The organism is Actinotalea lenta (assembly GCF_030586465.1).
Taxonomy (GTDB): Bacteria; Actinomycetota; Actinomycetes; order Actinomycetales; family Cellulomonadaceae; genus Actinotalea; species Actinotalea lenta.
In genome coordinates, this window is record NZ_JAUQYP010000002.1 from 186,383 (window position 1) to 209,009 (window position 22,627).

24 protein-coding genes are annotated in these 22,627 nt (G+C 72.3%); 18 read left to right on the forward strand and 6 right to left on the reverse strand.

The features are described 5' to 3' along the window. Positions 1-63 precede the first annotated feature (63 nt). The 4 genes from Q6348_RS14730 to Q6348_RS14745 all read left to right on the forward strand — a co-directional run bounded on the left by Q6348_RS14730 (position 64) and on the right by Q6348_RS14745 (position 4,947). Positions 64-1,125, forward strand: a complete 1,062-nt coding sequence (locus Q6348_RS14730) for an SDR family NAD(P)-dependent oxidoreductase (RefSeq protein WP_304602150.1) — start codon at positions 64-66, stop codon at positions 1,123-1,125. A 211-nt stretch (positions 1,126-1,336) separates the two neighbouring features. Continuing rightward, positions 1,337-2,953, forward strand: a complete 1,617-nt coding sequence (locus Q6348_RS14735) for a methyl-accepting chemotaxis protein (protein ID WP_304602151.1) — start codon at positions 1,337-1,339, stop codon at positions 2,951-2,953. 84 nt (positions 2,954-3,037) lie between these two features. Further along, the gene (locus tag Q6348_RS14740) at positions 3,038-3,595 is read left to right on the forward strand and encodes a YqgE/AlgH family protein (RefSeq protein WP_304602152.1); all 558 of its coding nucleotides are present in this window, start codon (positions 3,038-3,040) and stop codon (positions 3,593-3,595) included. A gap of 170 nt (positions 3,596-3,765) precedes the next feature. Continuing rightward, entirely contained in the window at positions 3,766-4,947 is a 1,182-nt protein-coding gene (locus tag Q6348_RS14745) for an endo-1,4-beta-xylanase (RefSeq protein ID WP_304602153.1), read from the forward strand. Positions 4,948-5,069: 122 nt separating this feature from the next. Here the strand turns inward: Q6348_RS14745 and Q6348_RS14750 are convergent, their stop codons facing one another. From Q6348_RS14750 to Q6348_RS14770, 5 genes are all read right to left on the reverse strand, one after another. Then, complete coding sequence (locus Q6348_RS14750; protein ID WP_304602154.1) at positions 5,070-5,684, reverse strand: GNAT family N-acetyltransferase; 615 nt, start codon at positions 5,682-5,684, stop codon at positions 5,070-5,072. A gap of 4 nt (positions 5,685-5,688) precedes the next feature. Then, on the reverse strand, positions 5,689-5,823 hold the full coding sequence (locus Q6348_RS14755) for a hypothetical protein (RefSeq protein ID WP_304602155.1): 135 nt from the start codon (positions 5,821-5,823) through the stop codon (positions 5,689-5,691). 201 nt (positions 5,824-6,024) lie between these two features. Further along, entirely contained in the window at positions 6,025-6,987 is a 963-nt protein-coding gene (locus Q6348_RS14760; protein WP_304602156.1) for a hypothetical protein, read from the reverse strand. Further along, complete coding sequence (locus tag Q6348_RS14765) at positions 6,984-7,382, reverse strand: TIGR03618 family F420-dependent PPOX class oxidoreductase (protein WP_304602157.1); 399 nt, start codon at positions 7,380-7,382, stop codon at positions 6,984-6,986. Before Q6348_RS14765 ends, Q6348_RS14760 begins: the two co-directional genes overlap by 4 nt. Before the next feature lie 11 nt (positions 7,383-7,393). After that, on the reverse strand, positions 7,394-7,696 hold the full coding sequence (locus tag Q6348_RS14770) for a chorismate mutase (RefSeq protein ID WP_304602332.1): 303 nt from the start codon (positions 7,694-7,696) through the stop codon (positions 7,394-7,396). Positions 7,697-7,882: 186 nt separating this feature from the next. Here Q6348_RS14770 and Q6348_RS14775 point away from each other — a divergent pair, with 186 nt between their 5' ends. Beyond that, positions 7,883-8,137 (forward strand): hypothetical protein, encoded by a 255-nt coding sequence (locus Q6348_RS14775; protein ID WP_304602158.1) that lies wholly within the window; start codon positions 7,883-7,885, stop codon positions 8,135-8,137. Positions 8,138-8,184: 47 nt separating this feature from the next. Here Q6348_RS14775 and Q6348_RS14780 read toward each other — a convergent pair whose 3' ends face one another. Then, entirely contained in the window at positions 8,185-9,312 is a 1,128-nt protein-coding gene (locus tag Q6348_RS14780) for a 6-phosphofructokinase (protein WP_304602159.1), read from the reverse strand. A 141-nt stretch (positions 9,313-9,453) separates the two neighbouring features. On the opposite strand from Q6348_RS14780, the gene Q6348_RS14785 reads away from it, so the two are divergent. The 13 genes from Q6348_RS14785 (at position 9,454) to Q6348_RS14845 (ending at position 22,627) form a co-directional block, all read left to right on the forward strand. Continuing rightward, positions 9,454-9,729, forward strand: a complete 276-nt coding sequence (locus tag Q6348_RS14785; protein ID WP_304602160.1) for a 2TM domain-containing protein — start codon at positions 9,454-9,456, stop codon at positions 9,727-9,729. A 125-nt stretch (positions 9,730-9,854) separates the two neighbouring features. After that, positions 9,855-11,666, forward strand: coding sequence for an MFS transporter (locus Q6348_RS14790; protein WP_304602161.1), 1,812 nt, complete (start codon positions 9,855-9,857; stop codon positions 11,664-11,666). Further along, positions 11,663-12,085: a MarR family winged helix-turn-helix transcriptional regulator gene (locus Q6348_RS14795; protein ID WP_304602162.1), complete on the forward strand. Its 423-nt coding sequence runs from the start codon at positions 11,663-11,665 to the stop codon at positions 12,083-12,085. Before Q6348_RS14790 ends, Q6348_RS14795 begins: the two co-directional genes overlap by 4 nt. A gap of 42 nt (positions 12,086-12,127) precedes the next feature. After that, a complete protein-coding gene (locus Q6348_RS14800) occupies positions 12,128-12,757 on the forward strand; it encodes a TetR/AcrR family transcriptional regulator (RefSeq protein WP_304602163.1) in 630 nt (209 codons plus the stop codon). Between the two features lie 45 nt (positions 12,758-12,802). Beyond that, positions 12,803-13,603, forward strand: coding sequence for an ABC transporter ATP-binding protein (locus tag Q6348_RS14805; protein WP_304602164.1), 801 nt, complete (start codon positions 12,803-12,805; stop codon positions 13,601-13,603). Then, positions 13,600-15,930, forward strand: a complete 2,331-nt coding sequence (locus tag Q6348_RS14810) for an FtsX-like permease family protein (RefSeq protein ID WP_304602165.1) — start codon at positions 13,600-13,602, stop codon at positions 15,928-15,930. The genes Q6348_RS14805 and Q6348_RS14810 overlap by 4 nt, the downstream gene beginning before the upstream one ends. A 139-nt stretch (positions 15,931-16,069) precedes the next feature. Next, positions 16,070-16,330 carry a sulfurtransferase TusA family protein gene (locus tag Q6348_RS14815; protein ID WP_304602166.1) on the forward strand — a complete coding sequence of 87 codons (261 nt, stop codon included), beginning with the start codon at positions 16,070-16,072 and terminating at the stop codon, positions 16,328-16,330. Positions 16,331-16,653: 323 nt separating this feature from the next. Continuing rightward, a complete protein-coding gene (locus Q6348_RS14820) occupies positions 16,654-16,911 on the forward strand; it encodes a sulfurtransferase TusA family protein (protein WP_304602167.1) in 258 nt (85 codons plus the stop codon). A gap of 5 nt (positions 16,912-16,916) precedes the next feature. Beyond that, positions 16,917-17,345, forward strand: a complete 429-nt coding sequence (locus Q6348_RS14825; protein ID WP_304602168.1) for a hydrogenase iron-sulfur subunit — start codon at positions 16,917-16,919, stop codon at positions 17,343-17,345. A 36-nt stretch (positions 17,346-17,381) separates the two neighbouring features. Continuing rightward, positions 17,382-17,861, forward strand: coding sequence for a DsrE/DsrF/DrsH-like family protein (locus Q6348_RS14830; protein WP_304602169.1), 480 nt, complete (start codon positions 17,382-17,384; stop codon positions 17,859-17,861). 28 nt (positions 17,862-17,889) lie between these two features. Continuing rightward, positions 17,890-20,628, forward strand: a complete 2,739-nt coding sequence (locus Q6348_RS14835; protein WP_304602170.1) for an FAD-dependent oxidoreductase — start codon at positions 17,890-17,892, stop codon at positions 20,626-20,628. Further along, positions 20,625-22,376 (forward strand): CoB--CoM heterodisulfide reductase iron-sulfur subunit A family protein, encoded by a 1,752-nt coding sequence (locus Q6348_RS14840; protein WP_304602171.1) that lies wholly within the window; start codon positions 20,625-20,627, stop codon positions 22,374-22,376. Before Q6348_RS14835 ends, Q6348_RS14840 begins: the two co-directional genes overlap by 4 nt. Next, positions 22,373-22,627: a hypothetical protein gene (locus tag Q6348_RS14845; protein ID WP_304602172.1), complete on the forward strand. Its 255-nt coding sequence runs from the start codon at positions 22,373-22,375 to the stop codon at positions 22,625-22,627. Before Q6348_RS14840 ends, Q6348_RS14845 begins: the two co-directional genes overlap by 4 nt.

Sequence of the window (22,627 nt, forward strand, 5' to 3'; positions counted from 1 at the left end):
TGGACACAGACGTCCGTTTAGAGCCGGGTGGCGAGTCCGACCCGTTGAGACGAGGAGGCCCCTGTGGCTGGACAGCTGAGTGCGAAGAGCACCATCAACGCGTGGCTCAAGCACCCCGTCGGGGGCGCGATCCTGCGCGAGATGCTGGCGGCCGGAGGGCAGGACGAGAAGGCGCTGCGCCCGGTGCGGATGTTCTCCCTCGAGCGTGTGGCGTCGATGAGCCGCGGCCAGATGACGGACGAGATGGTCGCGGACATGGTGGCCCGCGCCAATGCGGGTGGCGCCCAGGAGGCGTCCGGCGAGGCTGCGGAGGCGGTCGCCGGCGCCGCGCAGGCGGTCGGCCAGGAGACCGGGGAGGCCACCCCGCCGCCGTGGGTCGAGCGCATCGTGCCGGACCGGTTCGCGGGTCGCACCGTGATCGTCACCGGCGCGGGGTCGGGCATCGGCCGGGCGACCGCGTCCCGGATCGCTCGCGAGGGCGGACGCGTGGTCGCGGTGGACGTGTCCGAGCAGCGGCTCGCGGAGGTCGCCGCCGAGCACCCCGGGATGATCACCGTGACGGCGGACATCACCGACCCCGAGGGCGTGGCCGGCATCGTGGCCGCAGCCGGGGACCGCATCGACGGTCTCGCCAACGTCGCCGGGGTGATGGACGACATGACCCCGTTGCACGAGGTGCGCGACGCGGTGTGGCGCCGGGTCATGTCCGTCAACGTCGACGGTGCGTTCCTGCTCACGCGCGCCGTGCTCCCTGCGATGCTGGCGGCCGGACACGGGTCGGTGGTCAACGTGGCCTCGGAGGCGTCCCTGCGCGGCAGCGCCGCCGGCCTGGCGTACACGACGTCCAAGCACGCCGTCGTCGGCCTGACCAGGAGTGCCGCGTTCATGTACGGCCCGTCGGGGATCCGCGTCAACGCGGTGGCGCCGGGTCCGGTCGCCACCAACATCGAGGCGACGTTCGCCTCCGAGCTCGGTGGGCAGCGGCTCGGCCCCTTCATGGCGCTGATCCCGCCGATCGCCGAGCCCGCGCAGCTCGCGGCGTCGATCACGTTCCTGCTCAGTGACGACGGGACCAACCTCAACGGCGTGATCCTGCCCTCGGACGGGGGCTGGTCGGTCGCCTGAGGCCCGAGGCGGCGCCGACGCCGACGGGTCTGCACGCTGCTGACGCGAATCGCGCAGTTGACCACGGGATGGTGCGCCCGGACGGGTGATCGCGCGCGGGGATCGGTTGTGCCGCGAGGGCATCGGTCGATACGTAGGACGTTCGGCCTGCCCGCCCCCCGTCACGCCTGAGCCCCCCAGCCTGATGTGACACCCGTTCTACGGAGTCCTCATGGAGCAAGTCCCCCCGGTCGCGCACCCCCGCGGCCGCCGAGTGTCGATCCGGACCAAGATCCTCGGCATCGGCGTCGTCGCCACCGTCTTCCTGGCCGGCATCGGCTCGTTCGCGGTGAGCCAGCTCGTCACCCTCCGGGCACACGCCGCCCACCTCGCGGAGGTCCAGACCAGCGTCAACGGCGCCCTGTCCACCCTCACGGACGCGATGTGGAACGTGCGGATGAACGTCTACGCCGTCGCGGCCGCCCTCCCCGCGGAGAAGGACACCGCTGGCGCCGCCGTGACGAAGGCCTTCGAGGACCTGCACACCAGCGCCGACGCCTTCGCCGCGACCTACGAGTCCGAGACGGGCGCCAAGCCTGCCGTGTGGGCGGACTTCACCACCGCGCTCGCCGCCTACGACACCCAGGTCGGCGGTGCCATGGTCTCCGCCGGGCTGGCGGACAACCGGACGTCGTTCGCGGCGATCAAGGCCGGGGGTGCCGCCAAGGCGGGTGCTGACCTGATCGCGCACCTCGGTGAGGTGCAGAGCGAGGTCGGGACCCTGATGGACCGGATCGCCGCGGACGCCGCGGCGGCGGCCGCCCGTGCGACGCTGCTGACCGTCGTCGCCGTCGTGGCGGGTTCGCTGCTCGTCCTCGTGCTCGGGTGGTTCGTCGCGGGCGGTGTGCGGCGCTCGGTGGTCTCCGTCAAGCGCAGCGTCGACGCGCTGGCCACCGGAGACCTGACCGTCGTCCCCGAGGTCCGTTCGCGTGACGAGCTCGGCGAGATGGCCCACGCGATGGGGGAGGCGCTCGGGCGGCTGCGCACCCTGATGGCGGAGGTCGTGCGGACCGCGCAGTCCGTCGCGTCCTCGGCGGAGGAGCTCTCCGCCGCGCAGACCCAGGTCGCGGCCGGCTCCGAGGAGACCTCGGCCCAGGCCGGCGTGGTCTCCGCCGCTGCGGAGGAGGTGTCGCGCAACGTCCAGGCCGTGGCGGCCGGTGCCGAGCAGATGGGCGCCTCGATCCGCGAGATCGCGACCAACGCCACGGAGGCGGCGCGGGTCGCCGGGACCGCCGTGGAGGCCGCTCGCTCGACGTCGGCCACGGTGCACCAGCTGGGCGCGTCGTCGCGGCAGATCGGTGAGGTGGTCAAGGTCATCACGACGATCGCCGAGCAGACCAACCTGCTGGCGCTGAACGCCACGATCGAGGCCGCGCGGGCCGGGGAGGCCGGCAAGGGCTTCGCCGTGGTCGCCGGCGAGGTCAAGGACCTCGCCCAGGAGACCGCCCGCGCCACGGAGGACATCGCCCGCCAGGTCGAGGCGATCCAGGCGGACACCACGGGTGCCGTCGCCGCGATCGGGAACATCTCGGAGATCATCGACCGGATCAACGGCTTCCAGGAGACCATCGCCTCCGCGGTCGAGGAGCAGACGGCGACCACCAACGAGATGTCCCGCGGGGTCGCCGAGGCCGCGACCGGATCCGGCGAGATCGCCACCAACATCGTGGGCGTCGCGTCGGCGGCGGAGGACTCCACCCGCGTGCTGTCCGACCTGGGGGCCGCCGTCGCCGAGCTCGCCGCGATGGCCGCCGGCCTGCAGTCCCAGACCGCCGTGTTCACCTACTGAGGCAAGGTCCGCAGGCCCCGTCGTCCCGCACGGGCGGCGGGGCCCTGCGCGCGCCGCGCGCCCGTCCCGGTCCATGATGGAGAGATGACCGACCCCCTCACCGGGCGGCTGCTGGTGGCCGTGCCCGGCCTCCTCGACCCGAACTTCCGGCACGCCGTCGTCCTGGTCCTGGACCACAACGACGAGGGCACCCTCGGGGTGGTCGTCAACCGCCCGCTCGAGGTGGACGTGGACGCCGTGCTGCCCAGCTGGCAGCGGCTCGCGACGCCGCCGGGCCGGTTGTTCCAGGGCGGACCGGTCGGCCTGGACGGCGCCCTCGGCGTGGTCCTGGTGTCCACGACCACGGCGCCGCCACCGGGTATCGACCGGGTGTCCGGACCCTTCGGGCTGATCGACCTGGACGCCGAGCCCGAGACGCTCGCGGGCCAGGTCGCCGAGCTGCGGGTGTTCGCCGGCCACTCCGGGTGGGCCGGCGGGCAGCTCGAGGCCGAGATCGCGGCCGGGGACTGGCTCGTGCTCGACGCCGACGAGCGGGATCCCTTCTCCGTCGCGCCGGAGAAGCTGTGGAGCCAGGTGCTCAGGCGCCAGGGCGGCGACCTCGCGCTGCTGGCCAACGCCCCGGAGGACCCGCGGCTCAACTGACTGCGGCTCGGCTCGCGGCTCAACTGACTGCGGCTCGGCTGGCCCGCGGCTCGGCTGACGGCGACCGGCCCTTGCCGGGCGTCGTGCAGCCCTCCTAGGGTGTAGAACGTTGTCGACAACGTTATTACAGGGAGTCGGCACGGTTCACACCAGTGCAAAGGGGCACTCCGATGAGACGCATCACGATGACACTGGCCGCAGGTGCGGCGGCGGCAGCGCTCGCCGTCACCCTCCCGGCATCGGCCCGCTGGCACACGGGCGATCCGCAGGACCAGAGCCTGCGGGCGCTCGCCGCCGACCACGGTCTGTACGTGGGGACGGCGATCGACGTCGGTGCGCTGTCCGACCCGACGTACTCGCAGATCGCTGCGAGCCAGTTCTCGACGGTCACCGCCGAGAACGCGATGAAGTGGGAGACGATCGAGCCCGAGCGCGGGGTCTACAACTGGGCTCCGGCGGAGCAGTTCATGGCGTTCGCCAAGGCTCACGACCAGAAGGTGCGCGGCCACGTGCTGGTCTGGCAGAACCAGCTCCCGGCGTGGCTCACCGAGGGCGTGGCCGACGGCAGCATCAGCAAGGCCGAGCTGCGCGGCATCCTGCACGACTACATCACTGCCGTCGTGACCCACTTCCAGGGTCGCATCTGGCAGTGGGACGTCGTGAACGAGGCCGTCACCGACCCCTGGGACTCGCCGGACGGCCACATCACCTACAAGGGGTTCTGGTACGAGAACCTCGGTGCGGGCTACATCGCCGACGCGTTCCGCTGGGCGCGCGCGGCGGATCGTCAGGCCCTGCTGACCTACAACGACTACAACATCGACGCCTTCGGGGACGGCGGGCCGCTGGACAAGACGCAGTTCGTCTACGACATGGTCAAGGACCTGCGAGCCCAGGGCGTTCCGATCGACGTGGTGGGCAGCCAGGCGCACCTGTCGACCCGGTACGGCAACTACTCGCCGTTCCAGATCGCCGACGCGCAGCAGAAGTTCGCGTCGCTCGGTGTCGCCACCGCGCTGACCGAGGTCGACGTGCGCAACCTCATGCCCGCCGAGCAGACCGGCGACACGATGAACCCGCTGCTCCAGGCGCAGGCCTACGACTACAGCGCCCTCATGCAGGGCTGCCTGGCGTCGCGGCACTGCATCTCGTACACCGTCTGGGGCTTCGACGACGGGCACAGCTGGACCAACACCTGGGACTTCGGCGCGGGCGCCGGGGCCGAGGCGATGGCCACGCTGTACACCGCCGACTACCAGCCCAAGCTCGCCTACCGGGCGATCCAGGCCGACCTGGCCTTCACCGGCGCGCCGCAGGTGCTCTCGCGGATCCCGCAGCACCCGACGCGCTGAGCCACCGCCGTCGCCCGCCTGGGCGACAGCAGCCGAGATCGGGTGTCCGCCCAGAGATCGGGTGTCCTCGGCACCCGCTCGGGCACCCGATCTCGGCGCACGTGGCGGGAGGGGCGGGGGCGTCAGAGGAGGTCGCTCGGGGCCACCAGGAACACGCCCTGCGCGAGCCTGAGCTCCTGCATCCCCAGGTGCCGGTAGAACGCCAGCGCACGCTCGTTGTCGGGCGCGATGCCGAGGTGGACCCCGGGCGCCCCCCGGTCCCGGGCGGCGGCGAACAGCGTGCTCATCAGCCGCCGACCCCAGCCGTGGCCCTGCACCGCCGGCAGCAGGTCGATGTGCAGGTGGGCCGGGTAGGGGGCCAGCTCCGGGAGGAGGTCGCGCTCCGGCTCGTGCAGCGCCCGCACGAGACCCTCCTCCAGCGCCGTGGGCCGTGGCCCGGGCGGGTAGCGGCCGCCGACCCGCGGCAGCCAGTCGCGGCGCACCGCGGCGGCGAACGCCGCGCTGTCGGCAGTGCCGACCACGTACCCCTGCACGCTGCCGGCGACGTCGAGGACGAACGCCAGCCCCGGGTCGAGGACGAGGTACGGCAGCGCGAACAGGTCCGCCCACAGCCCGTCGTCGGTCAGCAGCCCGGTCGCGTCCCGGCCCGAGTCGGCGGTGCGCAGGCAGATGTCGGCGAGTGCCGCGGCGTCGGGCCGGCGCGCGGCACGGATCGTGCCCTGCCCGGCCCCGGGCACGTGCTCAGGCGTGGGCGTGCCTCCGGGTCCTCGCCGGGACGTCCCAGGCGGGTGCGGCGGCCGATGCCTCGAGGGCGGCGGCGGGCTCCAGGTCGAGTCCGGCGAGGCGTGCCAGGGCGGTGGCGAGTGCGGTGCTCATGGTGGTCCTTCGCGGAGCTCTCGAGCGGTCCTGCCGTGCGCGGGCCGCCTCCAGGCTACGAGTCCGCTGCGGGCGGGGAAGGTCTCGCGACGCGGCTTCCCCCGGATGGAGCAGCGAGCCGGTGCGGTTCGTCCACGTCTGGTGGTGTCTGCGCAGGGCGGGCGCCTGCGCAGGTGGCGACCTGGAGCGCGCTCCGGTTCGTCACGCCAGCAGCGTGCCGCGGCGCTGCGTCAGCTCCGCGAGGCCGTGCCGGACGGCGGCCCGCCGGTCGGCCAGACGACGGGCGACGTCGTCCACGGCCCGCCGGGCACCCGCAACCTCGTCGATCGCGTGCAGGATCGCCCCGCGGCTGCTCAGGTCGGAGAAGATGTTGTCGAACCAGATGTCCATCGTCCGGGTGAGCTCGCTGACGTGCACACCGCTCACGGGTGGCAGGTCGACGTCGGCGAGCTCGCGGCTGAGCCGGGCCAGCGCGGTGTCCGCCTGGTGGATGAGGGCCGACGCGTCGTCCATCCGCTCGTGCTTGACCATGCTGGAGACCATGCCGCCGCCGAAGAACGTGTCGTAGGTCGACCACCCGCGCGCGCTGTCCAGCCGGCCGGCGGCGGCGGCCAGCGCGCGCGCCGCGTCCCCCGCGGCGCCGACAGCCTCGTCGATCTCACGCAGCTCCTCGCGGTGCGCACCGATCCGGGACGCCACCTCGTCCAGAGCGGCGGCGATCTGCGGGTCGTGCTCGTGCAGCCACCGCTCGCGGGACGCTGTGGCGGCGGCGCGGCGGGCATCGAGGTTCCCGATCGCGCCGAGCTCGGTCTCGAGGCGGGTGGCCTCGGTGCGGGCGGACGCGACCCTCGCGCGCGCGGCGTCCAGCCGGGCCTGCGCGGCGGCGTGCTCGAGCCGGGCGGACTCGGCCTCCTCAGCGCGGCGCCCGCGCAGCGCGGCTCCCAGCCGGCGCCACGACCAGCCGCTCAGGGCCCGCTCGGCGCGTGCCGCCTCGTCCAGCCGTAGGGCGGCCTGCTGCTCGGCCGCCCGGAGGTCGCCCTCGGCCGCGCGGGCGGCCGCGAGCCGGGTGCCCAGTGCGAGCCGGAGGGCGCTGAGCCGGGCGAGCTCCTCGACCTCGTCCTGGTAGTGCGCTCGGTCACCGGCGGCGGGCTGCCCGCCGGTCACGAAGCCGGCCAGGCGTGCCAGCGGTCGAGGCGGACGTGCACGCTGACCCGGGCTCGGTCCCGCACCGGGTACGCCCTGCCCGTGTAGTGCCGCGAGAGCCGGTCGATGTCCGCGAGGTCGACGTCGTCGGTGATCGAGACCACCTCGCCCTGCACGGAGACGTGCGTGTACCAGTCCTCTCCGAGCGCGGTGAGCGCGACGCGGCCGTCCCGGCGCAGGTGCTCCAGGCGCGCCCGCGCGGCGTCCAGGTTGAGCAGCACGGTGCCGTCCGGCTCGACCAGGTACCACGTCGCGACCGTCACGGGACGGCCGTCGGCGGCGACGGTCGCCATCACGGCGGGGTTCGCGGCGCCGAGGAACTCGGCGACGGGGGTGGGCAGGGGGACGTCGGGCACCGGTGCTCCTGTCAGTCGCGGTCGGCGTGCTCGGAGGCGATCCGCTCGTGGTGGTGGATCACCTCGGCGGTGACGAAGGCGAGCCACTTCTCGGCGAATGCCGGGTCGAGGTTCGACTCCTCGGCCAGGGCGCGTAGGCGGGCGACCTGGACGCGCTCGCGCTCCTTGTCCGCCGGCGGCATCCCGGCGCGGGCCTTGAGCCGCCCGACCCGCTGGGTGAACTTGAAGCGTTCGGCGAGAAGGTGGACCAGGGCGGCGTCGATGTTGTCGATGCTGCCGCGCAACGTCGCCAGCTCCGCGCGCGCCGCGGCCATCGGGTCGGCGGGTCCGTTCGCGTCGTCCACGGAGCCAGCCTAGAGGCCGTAGGGTCGAGGACGCGTCCGGTCGGCGGCGGGTGAGACCGGGACCGAAGTCCCCTCACATCCGTGGGCCCGCGGCCGAATGGAGCCTGGCCAGGGGTGTGTCGAACGACGGGGAGTGCTGTGCTGAGCGTGTCGAGGGTGCTGGTACGAGACCAAGGGACGCGGGCGCTGCTGTTCGTCGTGGACCAGAAGACGACGCCGCTGCGCATCGAGGCGACCCAGCACTCGCTGTGGATCGAGGCGGCCGACACGGGGCGGCCGGTGGTGGACGCCCCCGAGGCGCACCTGGAGATCCTCAACGACGAGGCGATCCAGTTCGTGGGCGCGGCGCGGCTGCGCGGCGAGCGGGACCTGCGCGCGGTGCGCGTCACCCTGGAGCTGCCCTCCCGCTGAGCGCCGGGGGAGCACGGCCGTCCGGCGGTGCGGAGCGCCGGACGCGGTCAGTCGCCGAGGCCCACGCCGATCTTGCGTGCCGCCGTGACCCACTCGTGGTCCGTCGGCACGGTCTTGACCTTGCCGGCCACCTCGGACAGCGGGACCGGTTCCGTGCCCTCGCCGCGTGCGGCCACCATGTAGCCGAACTGACCGTCGGCCGCGAGGTCCGCCGCCGCGGCGCCGATCCGGGTGGCGAGCAGCCGGTCCGCGGCGCACGGCGTCCCGCCGCGCTGCACGTAGCCCAGGATCGTCACGCGCGACTCGAGCCCCGTCGCCGCCTCGAGCTCGCGCGCCAGGCGGAACGTGTGCTCGCGCTGGGCGTCCTCGACGCTGGCCAGGTGGGCGCGGGCGGCGCGCTCGGCCTCGGCGTTCTTGGCGGACTTCACCAGGAGGCGGGCGGCCTGGTAGTCGGCGGTGTCGTCGATGTCCCGCGCGCCCTCGGCCACGGCGACCACGGAGAACGAGCTGCCCCGGTCCAGCCGCGCCTGGATCCTCTCGGCGACCTTCTCGACGCTGTACGGCAGCTCGGGGATCAGGATGACGTCCGCCCCGCCGGCCAGGCCCGCGCCGAGCGTCAGCCAGCCGGCGTTGTGGCCCATGATCTCGGTGAGGATGATCCGGTGGTGGCTGTGCGCCGTGGAGTGCACGCGGTCGAGAGCCTCCGTCGCGATCTCCATCGCGGTGGCGAAGCCGAAGCTCGTGTCGGTCATCGCGATGTCGTTGTCGATCGTCTTGGGCAGGTGCAGGATGTTGAGCCCCGCGTCCATGAGGCGCTTGGCGTTCTTGGCGGTGCCACCGCCGCCGAGCAGCACGAGGCCCTCGAGCTTCTCGCGCTCGTAGTTCTCGACCACGGTGGGGACCATGTCGACGGGGCCGTCCTCGGTGGGGAACTTGTGCACCTTGTCGCGGCTGGTGCCGAGGATCGTGCCCCCGATGGTGAGGATGCCCGACAGCGCCTTGCCGTCCAGGGGCACGTGCCGGTCGCTGACGAGGCCCGTGATGCCGTCGCGGAAGCCGAGCAGCTCCCAGCCGTAGTGCCCGACGGCGGTCTTGCCGAAGCCGCGGATCGCGGCGTTGAGGCCGGGGCTGTCCCCGCCGGCCGTGAGGATCCCGATGCGCGTGGCGCTGGCCATGACCACTCCCGTGTGACGACGACGGTCCCAGTCTGGCGGCCCCGCCACGCGGCAGCCACCTTGGCGCGCTCCTCGTCGCGAACGCCGCACGCCGGGGTTCGCGCGGCGCGAGAATGGGTGCCGACGACACCGGGAGGGGACATGTCGGAGCAGGTGGGGAATGAGGAGCGCTACGCCGCCTACAAGCGCGTCAAGGCGCGTCGCGACCTGGCCGGGCACGCGGTCGCCTATGTCGTGGTCAACGCCTTCCTGGTCATCGTGTGGTGGCTGACCAGCCCGGGCGGGTACTTCTGGCCGGTGTGGGTGCTGGCCGGGTGGGGGATCGGTCTGGTCCTGAACGCGTGGGACGTCCTGGGCCGCCGACCCATCAGCGAGGAGGACGTCGACCGGGAGCTGCGCCGGGGCCAGCGGCGCTGAGGTCCGCGACCGCGACAAAGGTCCCGGTCGTCGCTAAGATACTTAGTATCTAGCAATCATTTCGGCCCGCGGCCTGGCTCACCGGCGCGCACGGATCGTGGCCGACCCGATCGACGGAGCCCCCGGTGAGCAGACGCGCCCCCTTCATCGCGGCCGACCATCCCCGCTACCGCTGGGTGGCCCTGAGCAACACCACGCTCGGCATGCTGATGGCCACGATCAACGCCTCGATCGTGCTCATCTCGCTGCCGGCGATCTTCTCCGGGATCGGTCTCGACCCCCTCCAGCCCGGCAACGTCAGCTACCTGCTGTGGATGCTGATGGGCTACATGCTGGTCACGGCGGTCCTGGTGGTCAGCTTCGGCCGGCTCGGCGACCTGTACGGCCGGGTCCGGATCTACAACCTGGGCTTCGTGGTGTTCACCGCCGGGTCGATCGCCCTGGCTCTCGTGCCGTGGGGCGGCCAGGCCGGGGCGCTGTGGTTGATCGGCTGGCGCCTGGTCCAGGGTGTCGGCGGCGCCATGCTGTTCGCCAACTCCTCGGCGATCCTCACCGACGCGTTCCCCGCGCACCGCCGCGGCATGGCGCTCGGCGTCAACCAGGTGGCGGCGATCGCCGGCTCGTTCCTCGGGCTGCTCGTCGGTGGCCTGCTCGCGGTGATCAGCTGGCGCGCCGTCTTCGTGGTGAGCGTCCCGATCGGCGTGCTCGGCACCGTCTGGTCCTACCGCTCGCTGCACGAGACCGCCCGCCGCGCGACGCGGGCCAGCATGGACTGGGCCGGCAACGCGTCCTTCGCGCTCGGCCTGACCCTGCTCCTGGTCGGGATCACCTACGGCATCCAGCCCTACGCCGGGAGCCCCACGGGCTGGACGAACCCGTGGGTGCTCGGCTCGATCGTCGCCGGGCTGGGGGTGCTGACCCTGTTCGTGGCGATCGAGCTGCGGGTCGAGGCCCCGATGCTCGACCTGCGACTGTTCCGGATCCGGGCGTTCGGGATGGGCAACCTCGCGGGTCTGCTCGCTGCGATCGGCCGCGGCGGCCTGCAGTTCATGCTCATCATCTGGCTGCAGGGCATCTGGCTGCCGCTGCACGGCTACTCCTACGAGTCGACCCCGCTGTGGGCGGGCATCTACATGCTGCCGATCACCGCGGGCTTCCTCCTCGCCGGGCCCCTGTCCGGCACGCTCTCCGACCGGTTCGGCGCGCGCGGCTTCGCCAGCACCGGCCTCGTGCTCGTGGCCCTGACCTTCGGTGCGCTGCTGGTCCTGCCCGTGGAGTTCACGTACTGGCAGTTCGCCCTCATCACGCTGCTCAGCGGGATCGGGTCGGGCCTGTTCGGCGCACCCAACCGCACCGCGATCATGAACAGCGTGCCGGCGTCGGCCCGCGGCGCGGCGTCCGGGGTGGCGGGCACCGTGCAGAACGCAGGCTCGGCGCTGTCCATCGGCGTGTTCTTCTCGCTGATGATCGTCGGCCTGTCCCGGACCCTGCCGCGCGCCCTCACCAGCGGCCTGACGGCGCACGGTGTCCCGACGGCGGTGGCAGCGCAGATCGGGCAGCTGCCGCCGGTCGGCTCGATGTTCGCGGCATTCCTGGGCTACAACCCGATCCAGACGCTGCTGGCCCCCACCGGCGTGCTCGGGTCGCTCCCGGCGTCCGACGTCACCGCACTGACCGGCAAGGAGTTCTTCCCCCGGCTGATCTCCGGGCCCTTCCACCACGGGCTGATCGTGGTGTTCGGTGTCGCGGCGGTACTCTCGCTGATCGGCGCGATCGCGTCGTTCTCGCGGGGCGGTCGCTACGTGCACGCCGACGAGCCGGAGGCCACGACGTCGGGGCCCGGTGTGCCGGCCGGCGCGCTCGACGTCGCCGGTCCGCGCGCGGGCGACGGTGCAGGTGCGGAGGTCGGCGCACGGGGCGGAACGAGGGGTGCATGAGCGACGACGCGGCCAGGCTCGCGACGGCTTTCGGCCTGCTGGCACGGCAGCTGCGTCCGGTGCGCGGGGAGCTGTCGCTGGGGCACTTCTCGACATTGGCGAGCCTGGAGCGGCATGGTCCGCAGCGCATCGGTGACCTCGCGCGGGTCGAGCGCACGAGCGCGCCGGTGATGACCCGGATCGTCAACGTGCTCGAGCGGCGCGAGCTCGTGGCCAGGGCGGTCAGCGAGCAGGACCGTCGCGTCGTCGAGGTCACGATCACGGCGGCGGGTCTCCGCCTCGTCGAGGAGGTGCGTGCCGAGCGGGCGGATGCGGTCACCCTGCTGCTCGCGGGGCTCACCGACTCGGAGCGCGAGGCGCTCGCGGGGGCGGTCGAGGCGCTCGAGGCCCTCGCCGCGCGCGCCACGCCCGACCTCTGAGGCCACCGCCCCCGGAGGCTGTACGGGTGTATAGTCCTGTACGTGCGTACAGGCGAGTGGCCGGCGGGAAAGATCCTGCTGCGGGACACGGCCCTGGCGTTGTTCGCCGAACGCGGTGTCGACGCGGTCAGTGTGCGCGACGTCGCCTCGGCGGCCGGGGTGTCGCCCGGCCTGATCGTGCACCACTTCGGAACCAAGCAGGCGCTGCGCGAGGCGGTCGACGACCACGTCACCGAGGTGCTCGAGGTCCTCCTGCGCGCGGCCGAGGAGGAGTTCGCGGGGGCGGGCTCCGCCGCCGAGCCGTCCGGGGACATGGCCGCGGGCTTCGCGGCACACCTGCTCGAGCACCTGCCCAGCGGTTCGCCGGTCGTGGACTACATGCGCCGCATGCTGATGTCGGGTGCGGCCGGGACGCCGCTGTTCCGCCGGTGGTTCGACGTCACGCTCGCCGCCGTGCGTCGGTGGACCGACGCGGGGTTCCTGCGCGAGCAGCCCGACCCACCGGTCGTCGCTGCGTTCCTGCTGGTCAACGACCTCGCGGTGTTCCTGCTCCGGGACCAGCTCGCCCAGGTGCTCGGCCAGGATCCGATGGGCCCCGAGGGGATGCGGCGCTGGAGCGCGGTGGTCCTGTCCACCTACGCCACGGGTCTGCTCGCTGTCCCCGACGGATGACGCGAGGTCCCGCCACCCCACCCCACGACCGTCAGGAGCTGCACCGTGACCGGACGCCACGACGCCGAGACCACCGATACGCGCGCAGGGACCGGTGGCGCCGACGCGCCGCACCGGCACGCGGCCGAGCACCTCGCGCCGCGCGGGGGGGTGCGGCTGGCGGGGGTGCGCAAGACGTACGGCGCGGGGGACAACGTCGTGCACGCCCTGGACGGCGTCGACCTCGAGCTCCCTGCCGGGTCGTTCACCGTGGTGCTCGGCCCCAGCGGCTCGGGCAAGACCACGATGCTCAACGTGGTGGGCGGCATCGAGCAGGCGACCGCAGGCACGGTCGAGGTGGCCGGCCAGGACATCTCGGGCCGCAGCCCGGTGGACCTGGCCGGGTTCCGGCGCGAGCACGTGGGGTTCGTCTTCCAGTTCTTCAACCTGGTCCCGACGCTGACGGCGCGGGAGAACGTGGAGATCATCGTCGAGCTCACGGGGGTGGGGCAGGCCAAGCGGGCGCCGGAGCTGCTGGCCCAGGTGGGGCTGGCCGAGCGCGCGGACCACTTCCCTGCCCAGCTGTCCGGCGGCCAGCAGCAGCGGGTGGCCATCGCCCGGGCCCTGGCCACCGACCCCGACCTGCTGCTCGCCGACGAGCCCACCGGCGCGCTCGACCTCACCACCGGCCGGCAGATCCTCGGTGTCCTGCTGGACCTGAACCGCGCCGGGCGCACGGTCGTGGTGGTCACGCACAACGCGTCCGTGGCTCAGATCGCCGACACCGTGGTCACCGTGGTCGACGGCAAGATCCGTTCGGTCGAGCACCAGGAGTCGCCGGCGGACGCCGAGGCGGTGTCCTGGTGAGTGCCTCGCTGCGCAAGGCCGTGCGGGACCTGCGGCGTCAGCGCACGCAGGTGTCCGCGGTGGCGCTGACCGTGCTGCTCGGCGTGATGATGTTCGTCGCCACCGGTGGCGCCTACCGCAACCTGTCCACGTCCTACCAGGGCACCTACCACCGGCTCGGGTTCGCGGACCTGGTCGCCACCGGCGCCGATGCGCAGGGGTTGGCCTCGGCGGCCCGTGCGGCCGGTGCGGGAGCGACCCGGGTGCGGACCGCCGTCGACGTGCCGATGACCCTGGACGGCACGCGGTTGTCCGGTCGGCTGCTGGGCACCACGGCCGACGCCCACGCCGCGGTCGACGACGTGCAGGTGGTGGACGGGCAGTACCTGTCTCCTGGTGACCCCACCGGGGTCCTGCTGGAGAAGCATGCCGCCGCCACGTTCGGGCTGGGCCCCGGCGACACGCTGACGATCGCCACCCCGAGCGGCTGGCAGACCGTCACGGTGCGCGGTGTCGTCGTCTCCCCGGAGTTCCTGTGGCCGGCGCGCAGCCGCCAGCAGGTGCTCGGCGACCCGCACTCCTTCGCCGTCGTGGTCGCGGCCCAGGCCCAGGTCGCCGCGTGGTCCGGGCAGCAGGCGAACGAGGCCCTCGTGCTCCTGGGCGGGGCGTCGCAGGACACGGTCAGCGCCGCGCTGCGCAGCGCGGGAGCGTCCGACGTGCGCACCCAGGCGGACAACCCGTCCGACGCGGCCCTGACGCTGGACCTGGACGGGTTCAACGCGATGTCCAAGGCCTTCCCCCTGATGTTCCTCCTGGCCGCGGGTGTCGCCGCCTACGTGCTGCTGGCCAGGCGGGTGCTCTCCGAGCGCCCGGTCATCGGTGCGCTGATGGCGGCGGGTGCGCGACGCGGCCGGGTCGTGGGGCACTTCGTGCTCCAGGGCCTGCTGGTCGGTCTGGTGGGGTCGGTGCTCGGCACCGCCCTGGGCGCACCGTTGACCGTTCTGATCAGCCGTGCGTACACCACCGAGCTCGGCATCCCGGACACCGTCGTGACGGGTCACCCCGACCTCGCCGTGATCGGGGTGGCGCTCGGCGCGGTCGTCGGGGTGCTGGGCGCCGCGGTGCCGGCGTTCGTCGCCGCGCGCACCGTCCCGGCGGAGGCCATGCGCAACCAGGCGGCGCTGCCCCGCCCGGGGCGGTGGAGCCGCCTGGTGGCGCGGTGGCGCAGGCTGCCGGCGACGACCCGGATGGCGCTGCGCGACGTGGTCCGCAACCCGCGGCGGACCTTCGCGACCATGCTCGGGTCGGTGCTCGGCCTGGTCCTGGTGCTCGCGGCGGTGGGCATGATGACCTCGATGGTCGCCGCGCTGGACGAGCAGTACGGGACCGTGCAGCGCGAGGACGCCTCGATCGTCGTCGCGCCGGGCACCGCCTCCCACGTCGGTGCGCAGGTCTCGGCGCTGCCCGACGTCGCCGCGGTGGAGCAGGTGCTCGCGGCCCGGGTCACGGTGGCGTACCAGGGGTCGGGCTACGCGACCGACCTGCAGGGCTTCGACCCCGGGACGACGATGCACGGCTTCGTCACCGCCGCCGGCCCGGTCGCGCTGCCCGGCGACGGGGTGCTCGCGGGCGCGGGGCTGGCCGACCGGCTCGGGGTCCGGGTCGGTGACACCCTCACGGTGCACGACTCCGCCGGGCAGGCCACGTCGGTGCGGCTGGCCGGCCTGCTGGACGAACCGCTGGGCACGATGCTCTACGGGACACCGGCCACGGTCCGCTCGCTGGCCTCGGACGCGAGCCCGGTGCTCCTGGTCCGGTTCGACGGCGGCCTGGGCACGGCGGCACGTGACCAGCTGCGCTCGACGATCACGGCGATGCCTGACGTCCTCGCCTACACCGACACCCGCGCGCTGCTGACCATGGTGCAGAGCTTCCTCGGGCTGTTCTGGGCCTTCGTCGGGGTGATCGTCGTGCTGGGCGGCGTGCTCGCACTGGCGGTGATCCAGGTGACGATGTCCGTGAACCTGGTGGAGCGGACCACGGAGCTCGCGACGCTGCGAGCCGCGGGGGTGTCGGTGCGGCGCGCTGCGGGCGTGGTCGCGACCGAGAACATGGTGGCCACGGCACTCGGTCTGCCGATCGGCCTGGTCGCGGGCGTCCTCGCGGCGCGGTGGACGCTCGGCCTGTTCGGCACCGACATGTTCCACCTGAGTCTGAGCATCGGGTGGTGGGTGCTCGCCCTGGCCGGGCTGGGCGTGCTCGCGGCCGCCGGGGCGTCGCAGCTGCCCGCGGCGCGGTCGATCCGTCGCCTCGACGTGGCCCGCGTGGTGCGCGAGCGCGCTGCCTGAGCCGGTGGGTCCGGTCCCATGCCGGATGCGGCCTGACCTGCGGGACCTTTGGCACGTGCGGCCTGCTGCCGCCGGGGAACAGGGTGGACATCGAGGTCCTCGCAGCGTCGCGGGGACCGACCAGAAGGGGGAGAGGCCAGTGGCTGCACGCGCGAGTCGTCTCAAGGCGTTGGAGTGCGTCGCCGTGGTCGACACCAGGGGGCGTCGACGCCCCGGCCCTGTCCTCGCCGTCAAGCGCTCGATCCCGCAGGCTCCGCGCGGCGGGGTGCTCGAGGTCCTCGCGACGGACCGCAGCACGCTCGCGGAGCTGCCGTCGTGGACCGCGAAGGTCGGTCATGAGTACCTCGGTGCGTTCGAGGACGACGGCGACCTGCACCTGTTCGTCCGGCGTCTGGACTGAGGGCCGGCGCCGCCGCGGCGGTCCGCGCGCGGGCGGCCGGCCCCTCTGGACCGGGTACGGCCGGGGGTATTGCGGGACCTCGGACCCGGCTCGTCCTCTAGTGTGACCTGGCTCACAGTCATACCCCAGGGGGTAGGGACGTTCGACCCGCGGCCCACAGCGCCCCCCGACCGAGGCTGAGTGCCATGAGAACGACGCACGAGGCACGGTCGGCGCACCGCGGCGCCCGTCCGGCCACGCCCGCGACGGCCTCCCTGCCCCCTCTGCTCCGTCACCGCCGTGGTGACGGCTGACCAGCACATTTACCGATCCCTGGAGGGACAATGTCCGTCACTGTCGAGGAGCTCAAGGCCCTCACCGGAACCACCGTGGTGGACGCTCGCGGCACCTCGTGCCCCGGCCCCATCCTCGCGGCCAAGAAGGCCGTCCGCGGCGTGTCCTCGGGCGCGGTCATGGAGGTCCTGGCCACCGACTCCGGGACGCTCAAGGACCTGCCCGCGTGGGCCAAGAAGATGGGTCACGAGTACCTGGGCCACTACGAGGACTCGGGCTACCTGCGCCTGTTCCTCAAGATGAAGTGACGTCCATGGGCCACGACGTCACCGGCGAGCCGATGCCCCGGATCCTGGTGTTCTCCACGAACAACATCTCGGACCCGGGCATCGACCTCGCCGGCAGCCGGCACCTGCACTATCCCGCAACGGTCTCCGTGCTCCCGGTGCCGTGCTCCAGCGGCATCAAGCCCACCTGGATCCTGCACGCGCTCGCGACGGGCCAGGACGGGGTCTTCATCGCCTCGGACGGCGAGGAGTGCTCCTACCTGCCGGACTGTGCCGAGCGCACCGCGGGCATCGTCACGCGCGCTCAGGCGCTCATGGCCGAGCAGGGGTACGAGCCCCAGCGCCTCAAGATGGCCGCGGTCTGCTCGGTGTGCGCCGAGCCGTTCGCCAACTACATGCGTGAGTTCGCCGCCGCCCTCAACGAGCTCGGGCCTCGGCCCGTCCCGGTCGGCTGACCCGCACTGCTCACTACCGGGAAGGGAACCCAAGAGGTGGAGTCGACGAAGAAGACGATCATCGTGTTCAGCGGTGATTTCGACAAGGTGATGGCCGCGTTCATCATCGCCAACGGCGCTGCCGCCATGGACGACGAGGTCGTCATGTTCTTCACGTTCTGGGGCCTCAACGCGCTCCGCAAGGACGCGCACGTGGCCGCACCGGACAAGACGTTCGTGCAGAAGATGTTCGGCGCGATGATGCCGCGCGGCCCCAAGAAGCTCTCGATGTCGAAGATGAACTTCGCGGGCATGGGACCCAAGCTCATGCAGCGCGAGATGAAGGCGCAGAACGTCATGTCGCTGCCCGAGCTCATCGAGACCGCGCGCGAGCAGGGCGTGAAGTTCATCGCGTGCACCATGTCGATGGACGTCATGGGCCTGACCAAGGACGAGCTGCTCGACGACATCGAGTACGCCGGCGTCGCCTCCTACCTGGGCGAGGCCGACGAGTCGAACGTCAACCTCTTCATCTGAGCCTGCTGGCGAGAGACGGAGCCACTCGATGGACTACGACGTCCTGGTGATCGGGAGCGGGATCGGCGGCATGGAGTCCGCGATCAAGCTCGGTGACATGGGCCACAAGGTGCTGCTGGTCGAGAAGGAGGCCAGCGTCGGCGGACGGATGATCCTGCTGTCCAAGGTCTTCCCGACGCTCGACTGCGCGAGCTGCATCTCCGGCCCGAAGATGTCCTCGACGATCAACCACCCGAACATCACCACGAAGACGTACTCCGAGGTCACGGGGATCAAGCGTCGGCCGGACGGACGCTTCACCGCGAGCGTGAAGGAGAAGTCGACGTTCGTGGACTGGGCGGCCTGCACCGGGTGCAGCGACTGCCAGACCGCGTGCACCGTCGCAGTACCTGACGAGTTCAACGCCGACCTCGCCGCACGCCGGGCCGCCTACATCGCGTTCCCGCAGGCGGTTCCGAAGAAGGCCGTGCTCGACCGGGAGGGCACGTCGCCGTGCATCGGCGCCTGCCCGGCCGGCATCAAGGCGCACGGCTACGTCTCGCTGGTGCGGTCCGGCAAGGACGAGGAGGCGTTCCAGCTGGTGCTGGACGCCACGCCGCTGGTCGGCACGCTCGGGCGGGCCTGCTACGCGCCCTGCGAGTCCGAGTGCACCCGGACCAAGCTCGAGGGTCCGGTGCCGATCCGGCTGATCAAGCGGTTCGCCGCGGACCAGCACTACGCCGCGCACGGCGAGACGCCGTCCGGCCCGGCCGTCGAGGTCGCCGCGCCCAACGGCAAGAGGGTCGCCGTGGTCGGCTCCGGGCCCGCCGGTCTGACCGCCGCCTGGCAGCTCGCCCGCCAGGGGTACCAGGTCACGATCTTCGAGAAGCGCTCACAGCCGGGCGGGTTCCTGCGTCACGCGATCCCGTCCTACCGCCTGCCGCACGAGGTGGTCGACGCGGACATCGCGAACCTCACCTCGATCGGCGTCGAGATCGAGTGCGACGCGAAGATCGACGACCTCGCCGCGCTCAAGGACTCCGGCTACGACGCCGTCGTGGTGGCCACCGGCACCCAGCACGCCACCCCGATGAACGTCCCGAACGAGGACGCCGCCGGGTCGGTCAACGGTCTGGACTTCCTCGCCGACGTCGCGAACGACAACGCGCCGGACCTCACGGGCAAGCGCGTCGTCGTGGTCGGCGGCGGCAACGTCGCGATGGACGCCGCGCGCGTCTCGCTGCGCCTGGGCGCGGCGGACGTCAAGGTCGTCTACCGCCGCACGCGTGCCGAGATGCCCGCGCACCACGTCGAGGCCGACGACGCCGAGGCCGAGGGGGCCCGGTTCGAGTTCCTGGTCACCCCGCTCGAGGTGCTCGCCACCGACGGGCACGTCACCGGCGTCCGGCTGCAGAAGATGCGGCTGGGCGAGCCCGACGCGTCGGGACGCCGCAGCCCCGAGCCGATCCAGGGGTCCGAGACCTCGGTCGCGTGCGACCTGGTCATCTCGACGATCGGCATGAGCCCGGACGCCACGCTGTACGAGAACGTGGTCACCGTCGGGCGGGGCAAGCGCATCACGGTCGACCCGCACACGCTGCAGACCGAGGTGCCCTACCTGTTCGCCGCCGGCGACGTGGCCACCGGAGCCACGGACATCACGCGGGCGATCGGTGCCGGCCGTCGTGCGGCCCACATGGTCGACCGGTGGGTCACCGGCCGGCCGCTGACCGGCTTCACCGCGCTGGACGACCGGCTCGACACGATCGGCCACGACACCGTGCTGTCCCGGCAGACCGCGTTCGGCCACCGCAACCCGATCAAGGGCGCCGTCGATCTCCAGAAGCTCCCGCGGGACTTCCACGAGATCGAGTCGCCGCTGACCGAGACGGAGGCGCGGTCGGGCGCCGGCAGCTGCCTGGACTGCGGCGTGTGCTCGGAGTGCCAGGAGTGCGTGCACGCCTGCCCGGCGGACGCGATCCGGATGGACAAGCGGGACGTCGAGAACGAGTTCGACGTCGGTGCCGTGGTCGTCTCCACCGGCTACAAGCTGTTCGCGGCGGACAACAAGCCCGAGTACGGCTGGGGCAGGTACGCCAACGTCATCACCGGCATGCAGATGGACCGCCTCCTGGCCCCCACCCGGCCGTTCAACACCGTGCTGCGGCCCGGCGACGGCAAGGTGCCCGAGCGGATCGCCTACATCTCCTGCACCGGTTCGCGCGACGCACAGGTGGGCAACCCGTTGTGCTCGAAGGTCTGCTGCATGTACTCGATCAAGCAGAACCAGCTGATCATGGGTGCCCTGCCGCTGGCCGACGTGACCATGCACTACATGGACATGCGGGCCGCCGGTAAGCGGTACGACGAGTTCTACGAGCAGGCCAAGGACATGGGCGCGCAGTACATCCGCGGCCGGGTGTCCAGGATCACCGAGAAGGAGAACGGTGACCTGGTCCTGCGGTACGAGGACACCGAGGGCACCGGCGAGATCGTCGAGGCCGAGTACGACCTCGTGGTCCTCGCGGTGGGCATCCAGCCCAACCGGGACGTCGAGCGGCTCTTCACCGACGAGCCGCTCGGCCTGGACGAGTACTTCTACGTCGCCGAGCCGAGCGAGGACCTCGACCCGGGGGTGACCGACGTGCCCGGCGTGTTCGTCGCCGGCACCGCGTCCGGCGCCAAGGACATCGTCGACACGATCGTGCACGCCGGGGCCGCGGTCGCGCAGGTCGCGGCGCACCTGGAGAAGGCCCAGCAGACCACGAAGGCAGAGGTCCTGGCATGAGCGAGAGCGGGAGCCCCCAGCGCCGGATCGGGGTGTACATCTGCCACTGCGGCGGCAACATCTCCGACTACGTCGACGTGGACAGGGTCCGTGCGGCGATCTCCGCCGACCCGGACGTCGTGGTCGGCAAGACCACGCTGTTCGCGTGCTCCGACGGCACGCAGCACGAGATGATCGACGACATCCACGGCGAGGACCTGGACGGCCTGGTCGTGGCGTCGTGCTCGCCCAAGCTGCACACCACGACGTTCCGCGGGGTGTCGACCCGGGCGGACCTGAACCCGTACGCGTACACCCAGGTGAACATCCGCGAGCAGGACTCGTGGGCGCACACCGACGACCACGAGGGCGCCACGCAGAAGGCGATCGCGCTGGTCCAGGCGGGGATCGCCAAGACGCGCCTGTCGCTGCCGCTCGAGCCCCTGCGGGTCGAGACGGTGCCCGCGACCATGGTGGTCGGTGCCGGGATCACCGGCCTGCGCACCGCGATCGGGCTGGCGGACATCGGCATCGCGGTCACGGTGCTCGAGCGCGAGTCCGAGGTCGGCGGCTGGGTCGGCCGGCTCGGGCCGATGTTCCCGCACAACGCCTCCGGTCGTGCGCAGATCGACGAGCTCATGGCGGAGATCGCCAAGCGGCCGACCATCACGGTGCTCAACAACGCCGAGCTGGTGGGCAAGACCGGGTCGTTCGGCAACTACACCGCCAAGGTCCGGCTGCGCACCGAGACCACCGAGGAGCTGCGCCAGCTCCAGGTGGGCACGTTCGTCATCGCCACCGGTGCGGACGTGTACTCGCCCGAGGCCGGCGAGCTCGGCTACGGCATCGACGGCGTGCTGACCATCAAGGAGTTCGGCGACCTGGTCGACGCGGCGAAGGGCAGCGGGTCGCTGACCTGGCAGGGTCGCAAGGTCCGCTCGGTCGCGTACGTGTACTGCGTCGGCAACCGGCAGCCCGGCGGCAACGAGTACTGCTCGAAGTTCTGCTGCGCGGCCACCGTGCACGCCTCGATCAAGGTCTCCGACCTCGACCCGTCGATCCGGCAGTTCCACCTGCACCGCGACGTGCGGGCCTACGGCCGGTACGAGCTCATGTACACCGAGTCCCGCGAGCGTGGTTCGGTGTACATGCGGTACCCGGACGACGCCCCGCCGTCGGTCGAGCAGATGCCCGACAAGCGGCTCGCGGTGACGGTCACCGACGCGTTGACGTCCCAGGACGAGATCACGCTGCCGGTGGACCTCGTGGTGCTCGTCACCGGCATGGTCCCGCGGGACAACGAGGACCTCACCACGCTGCTCAAGCTGCCCACCGGCGACGACGGCTTCTACAACGAGATCCACCCGAAGCTGCGCCCCGTGGAGACCGTCGTCGACGGCGTGCTCATCGCGGGTGCCTGCCAGGGCCCGAAGCCCGCCACCGAGGCGGTCAGCGGTGGCCTGGCGGCGGTCACGCAGAGCGCGGGGATCCTCAAGAAGGGCTTCGCCGAGCTCGACCCGCTGGTGGCCACCGTCACCGAGAGCCTGTGCACCGGCTGCGGCGACTGCCTGACCACGTGCCCGTACGACTCGATCGCGTCGTACGTGTGCGACACGGGCCAGAAGGCCACCATCGACCCGGCGAGCTGCAAGGGCTGCGGCGGGTGCGTCCCGGTGTGCCCCGAGGACGCGATCGACCTGCTGGGCTACACCAGCGCCCAGATGCTGGCCGCGATCGACGGCCTGTCGGTGAAGGAGCCCGTGGCATGACCGACACGACGGAGCGGAGCCTGCGGGACCCGCGCGAGGTCATCCGCGAGGAGATGACCATGCACGCGGTGATCAAGGCCGCGTTGGCCGACGGGCCGTTGACCGTGCCCGAGCTCGCCTCGGCGATCGGCCGGCCGGCCGAGGAGGTCCTGTACTGGGTGATGGGCATGCGGCGCTACGGCCACGTCGTCGAGATGCCGGAGGCCGACGACGAGGGCTACTTCCCCTACGCCCTCCCGAAGGGAGCGTGA

What these genes read in the sequence shown, in the direction of transcription:
- Q6348_RS14840 (WP_304602171.1), top strand. Translation starts at nt 20,625, where the DNA reads ATGAGCGAGAGCGGGAGCCCCCAGCGCCGGATCGGGGTGTACATCTGC.
- Q6348_RS14845 (WP_304602172.1), top strand. Translation starts at nt 22,373, where the DNA reads ATGACCGACACGACGGAGCGGAGCCTGCGGGACCCGCGCGAGGTCATC.
- Q6348_RS14755 (WP_304602155.1), bottom strand. Translation starts at nt 5,823, where the DNA reads ATGAGCACCGCACTCGCCACCGCCCTGGCACGCCTCGCCGGACTCGAC.
- Q6348_RS14825 (WP_304602168.1), top strand. Translation starts at nt 16,917, where the DNA reads ATGGGCCACGACGTCACCGGCGAGCCGATGCCCCGGATCCTGGTGTTC.
- Q6348_RS14835 (WP_304602170.1), top strand. Translation starts at nt 17,890, where the DNA reads ATGGACTACGACGTCCTGGTGATCGGGAGCGGGATCGGCGGCATGGAG.
- Q6348_RS14740 (WP_304602152.1), top strand. Translation starts at nt 3,038, where the DNA reads ATGACCGACCCCCTCACCGGGCGGCTGCTGGTGGCCGTGCCCGGCCTC.
- Q6348_RS14745 (WP_304602153.1), top strand. Translation starts at nt 3,766, where the DNA reads ATGAGACGCATCACGATGACACTGGCCGCAGGTGCGGCGGCGGCAGCG.
- Q6348_RS14795 (WP_304602162.1), top strand. Translation starts at nt 11,663, where the DNA reads ATGAGCGACGACGCGGCCAGGCTCGCGACGGCTTTCGGCCTGCTGGCA.
- Q6348_RS14780 (WP_304602159.1), bottom strand. Translation starts at nt 9,312, where the DNA reads ATGGCCAGCGCCACGCGCATCGGGATCCTCACGGCCGGCGGGGACAGC.
- Q6348_RS14735 (WP_304602151.1), top strand. Translation starts at nt 1,337, where the DNA reads ATGGAGCAAGTCCCCCCGGTCGCGCACCCCCGCGGCCGCCGAGTGTCG.
- Q6348_RS14770 (WP_304602332.1), bottom strand. Translation starts at nt 7,696, where the DNA reads ATGGCCGCGGCGCGCGCGGAGCTGGCGACGTTGCGCGGCAGCATCGAC.
- Q6348_RS14785 (WP_304602160.1), top strand. Translation starts at nt 9,454, where the DNA reads ATGTCGGAGCAGGTGGGGAATGAGGAGCGCTACGCCGCCTACAAGCGC.
- Q6348_RS14820 (WP_304602167.1), top strand. Translation starts at nt 16,654, where the DNA reads ATGTCCGTCACTGTCGAGGAGCTCAAGGCCCTCACCGGAACCACCGTG.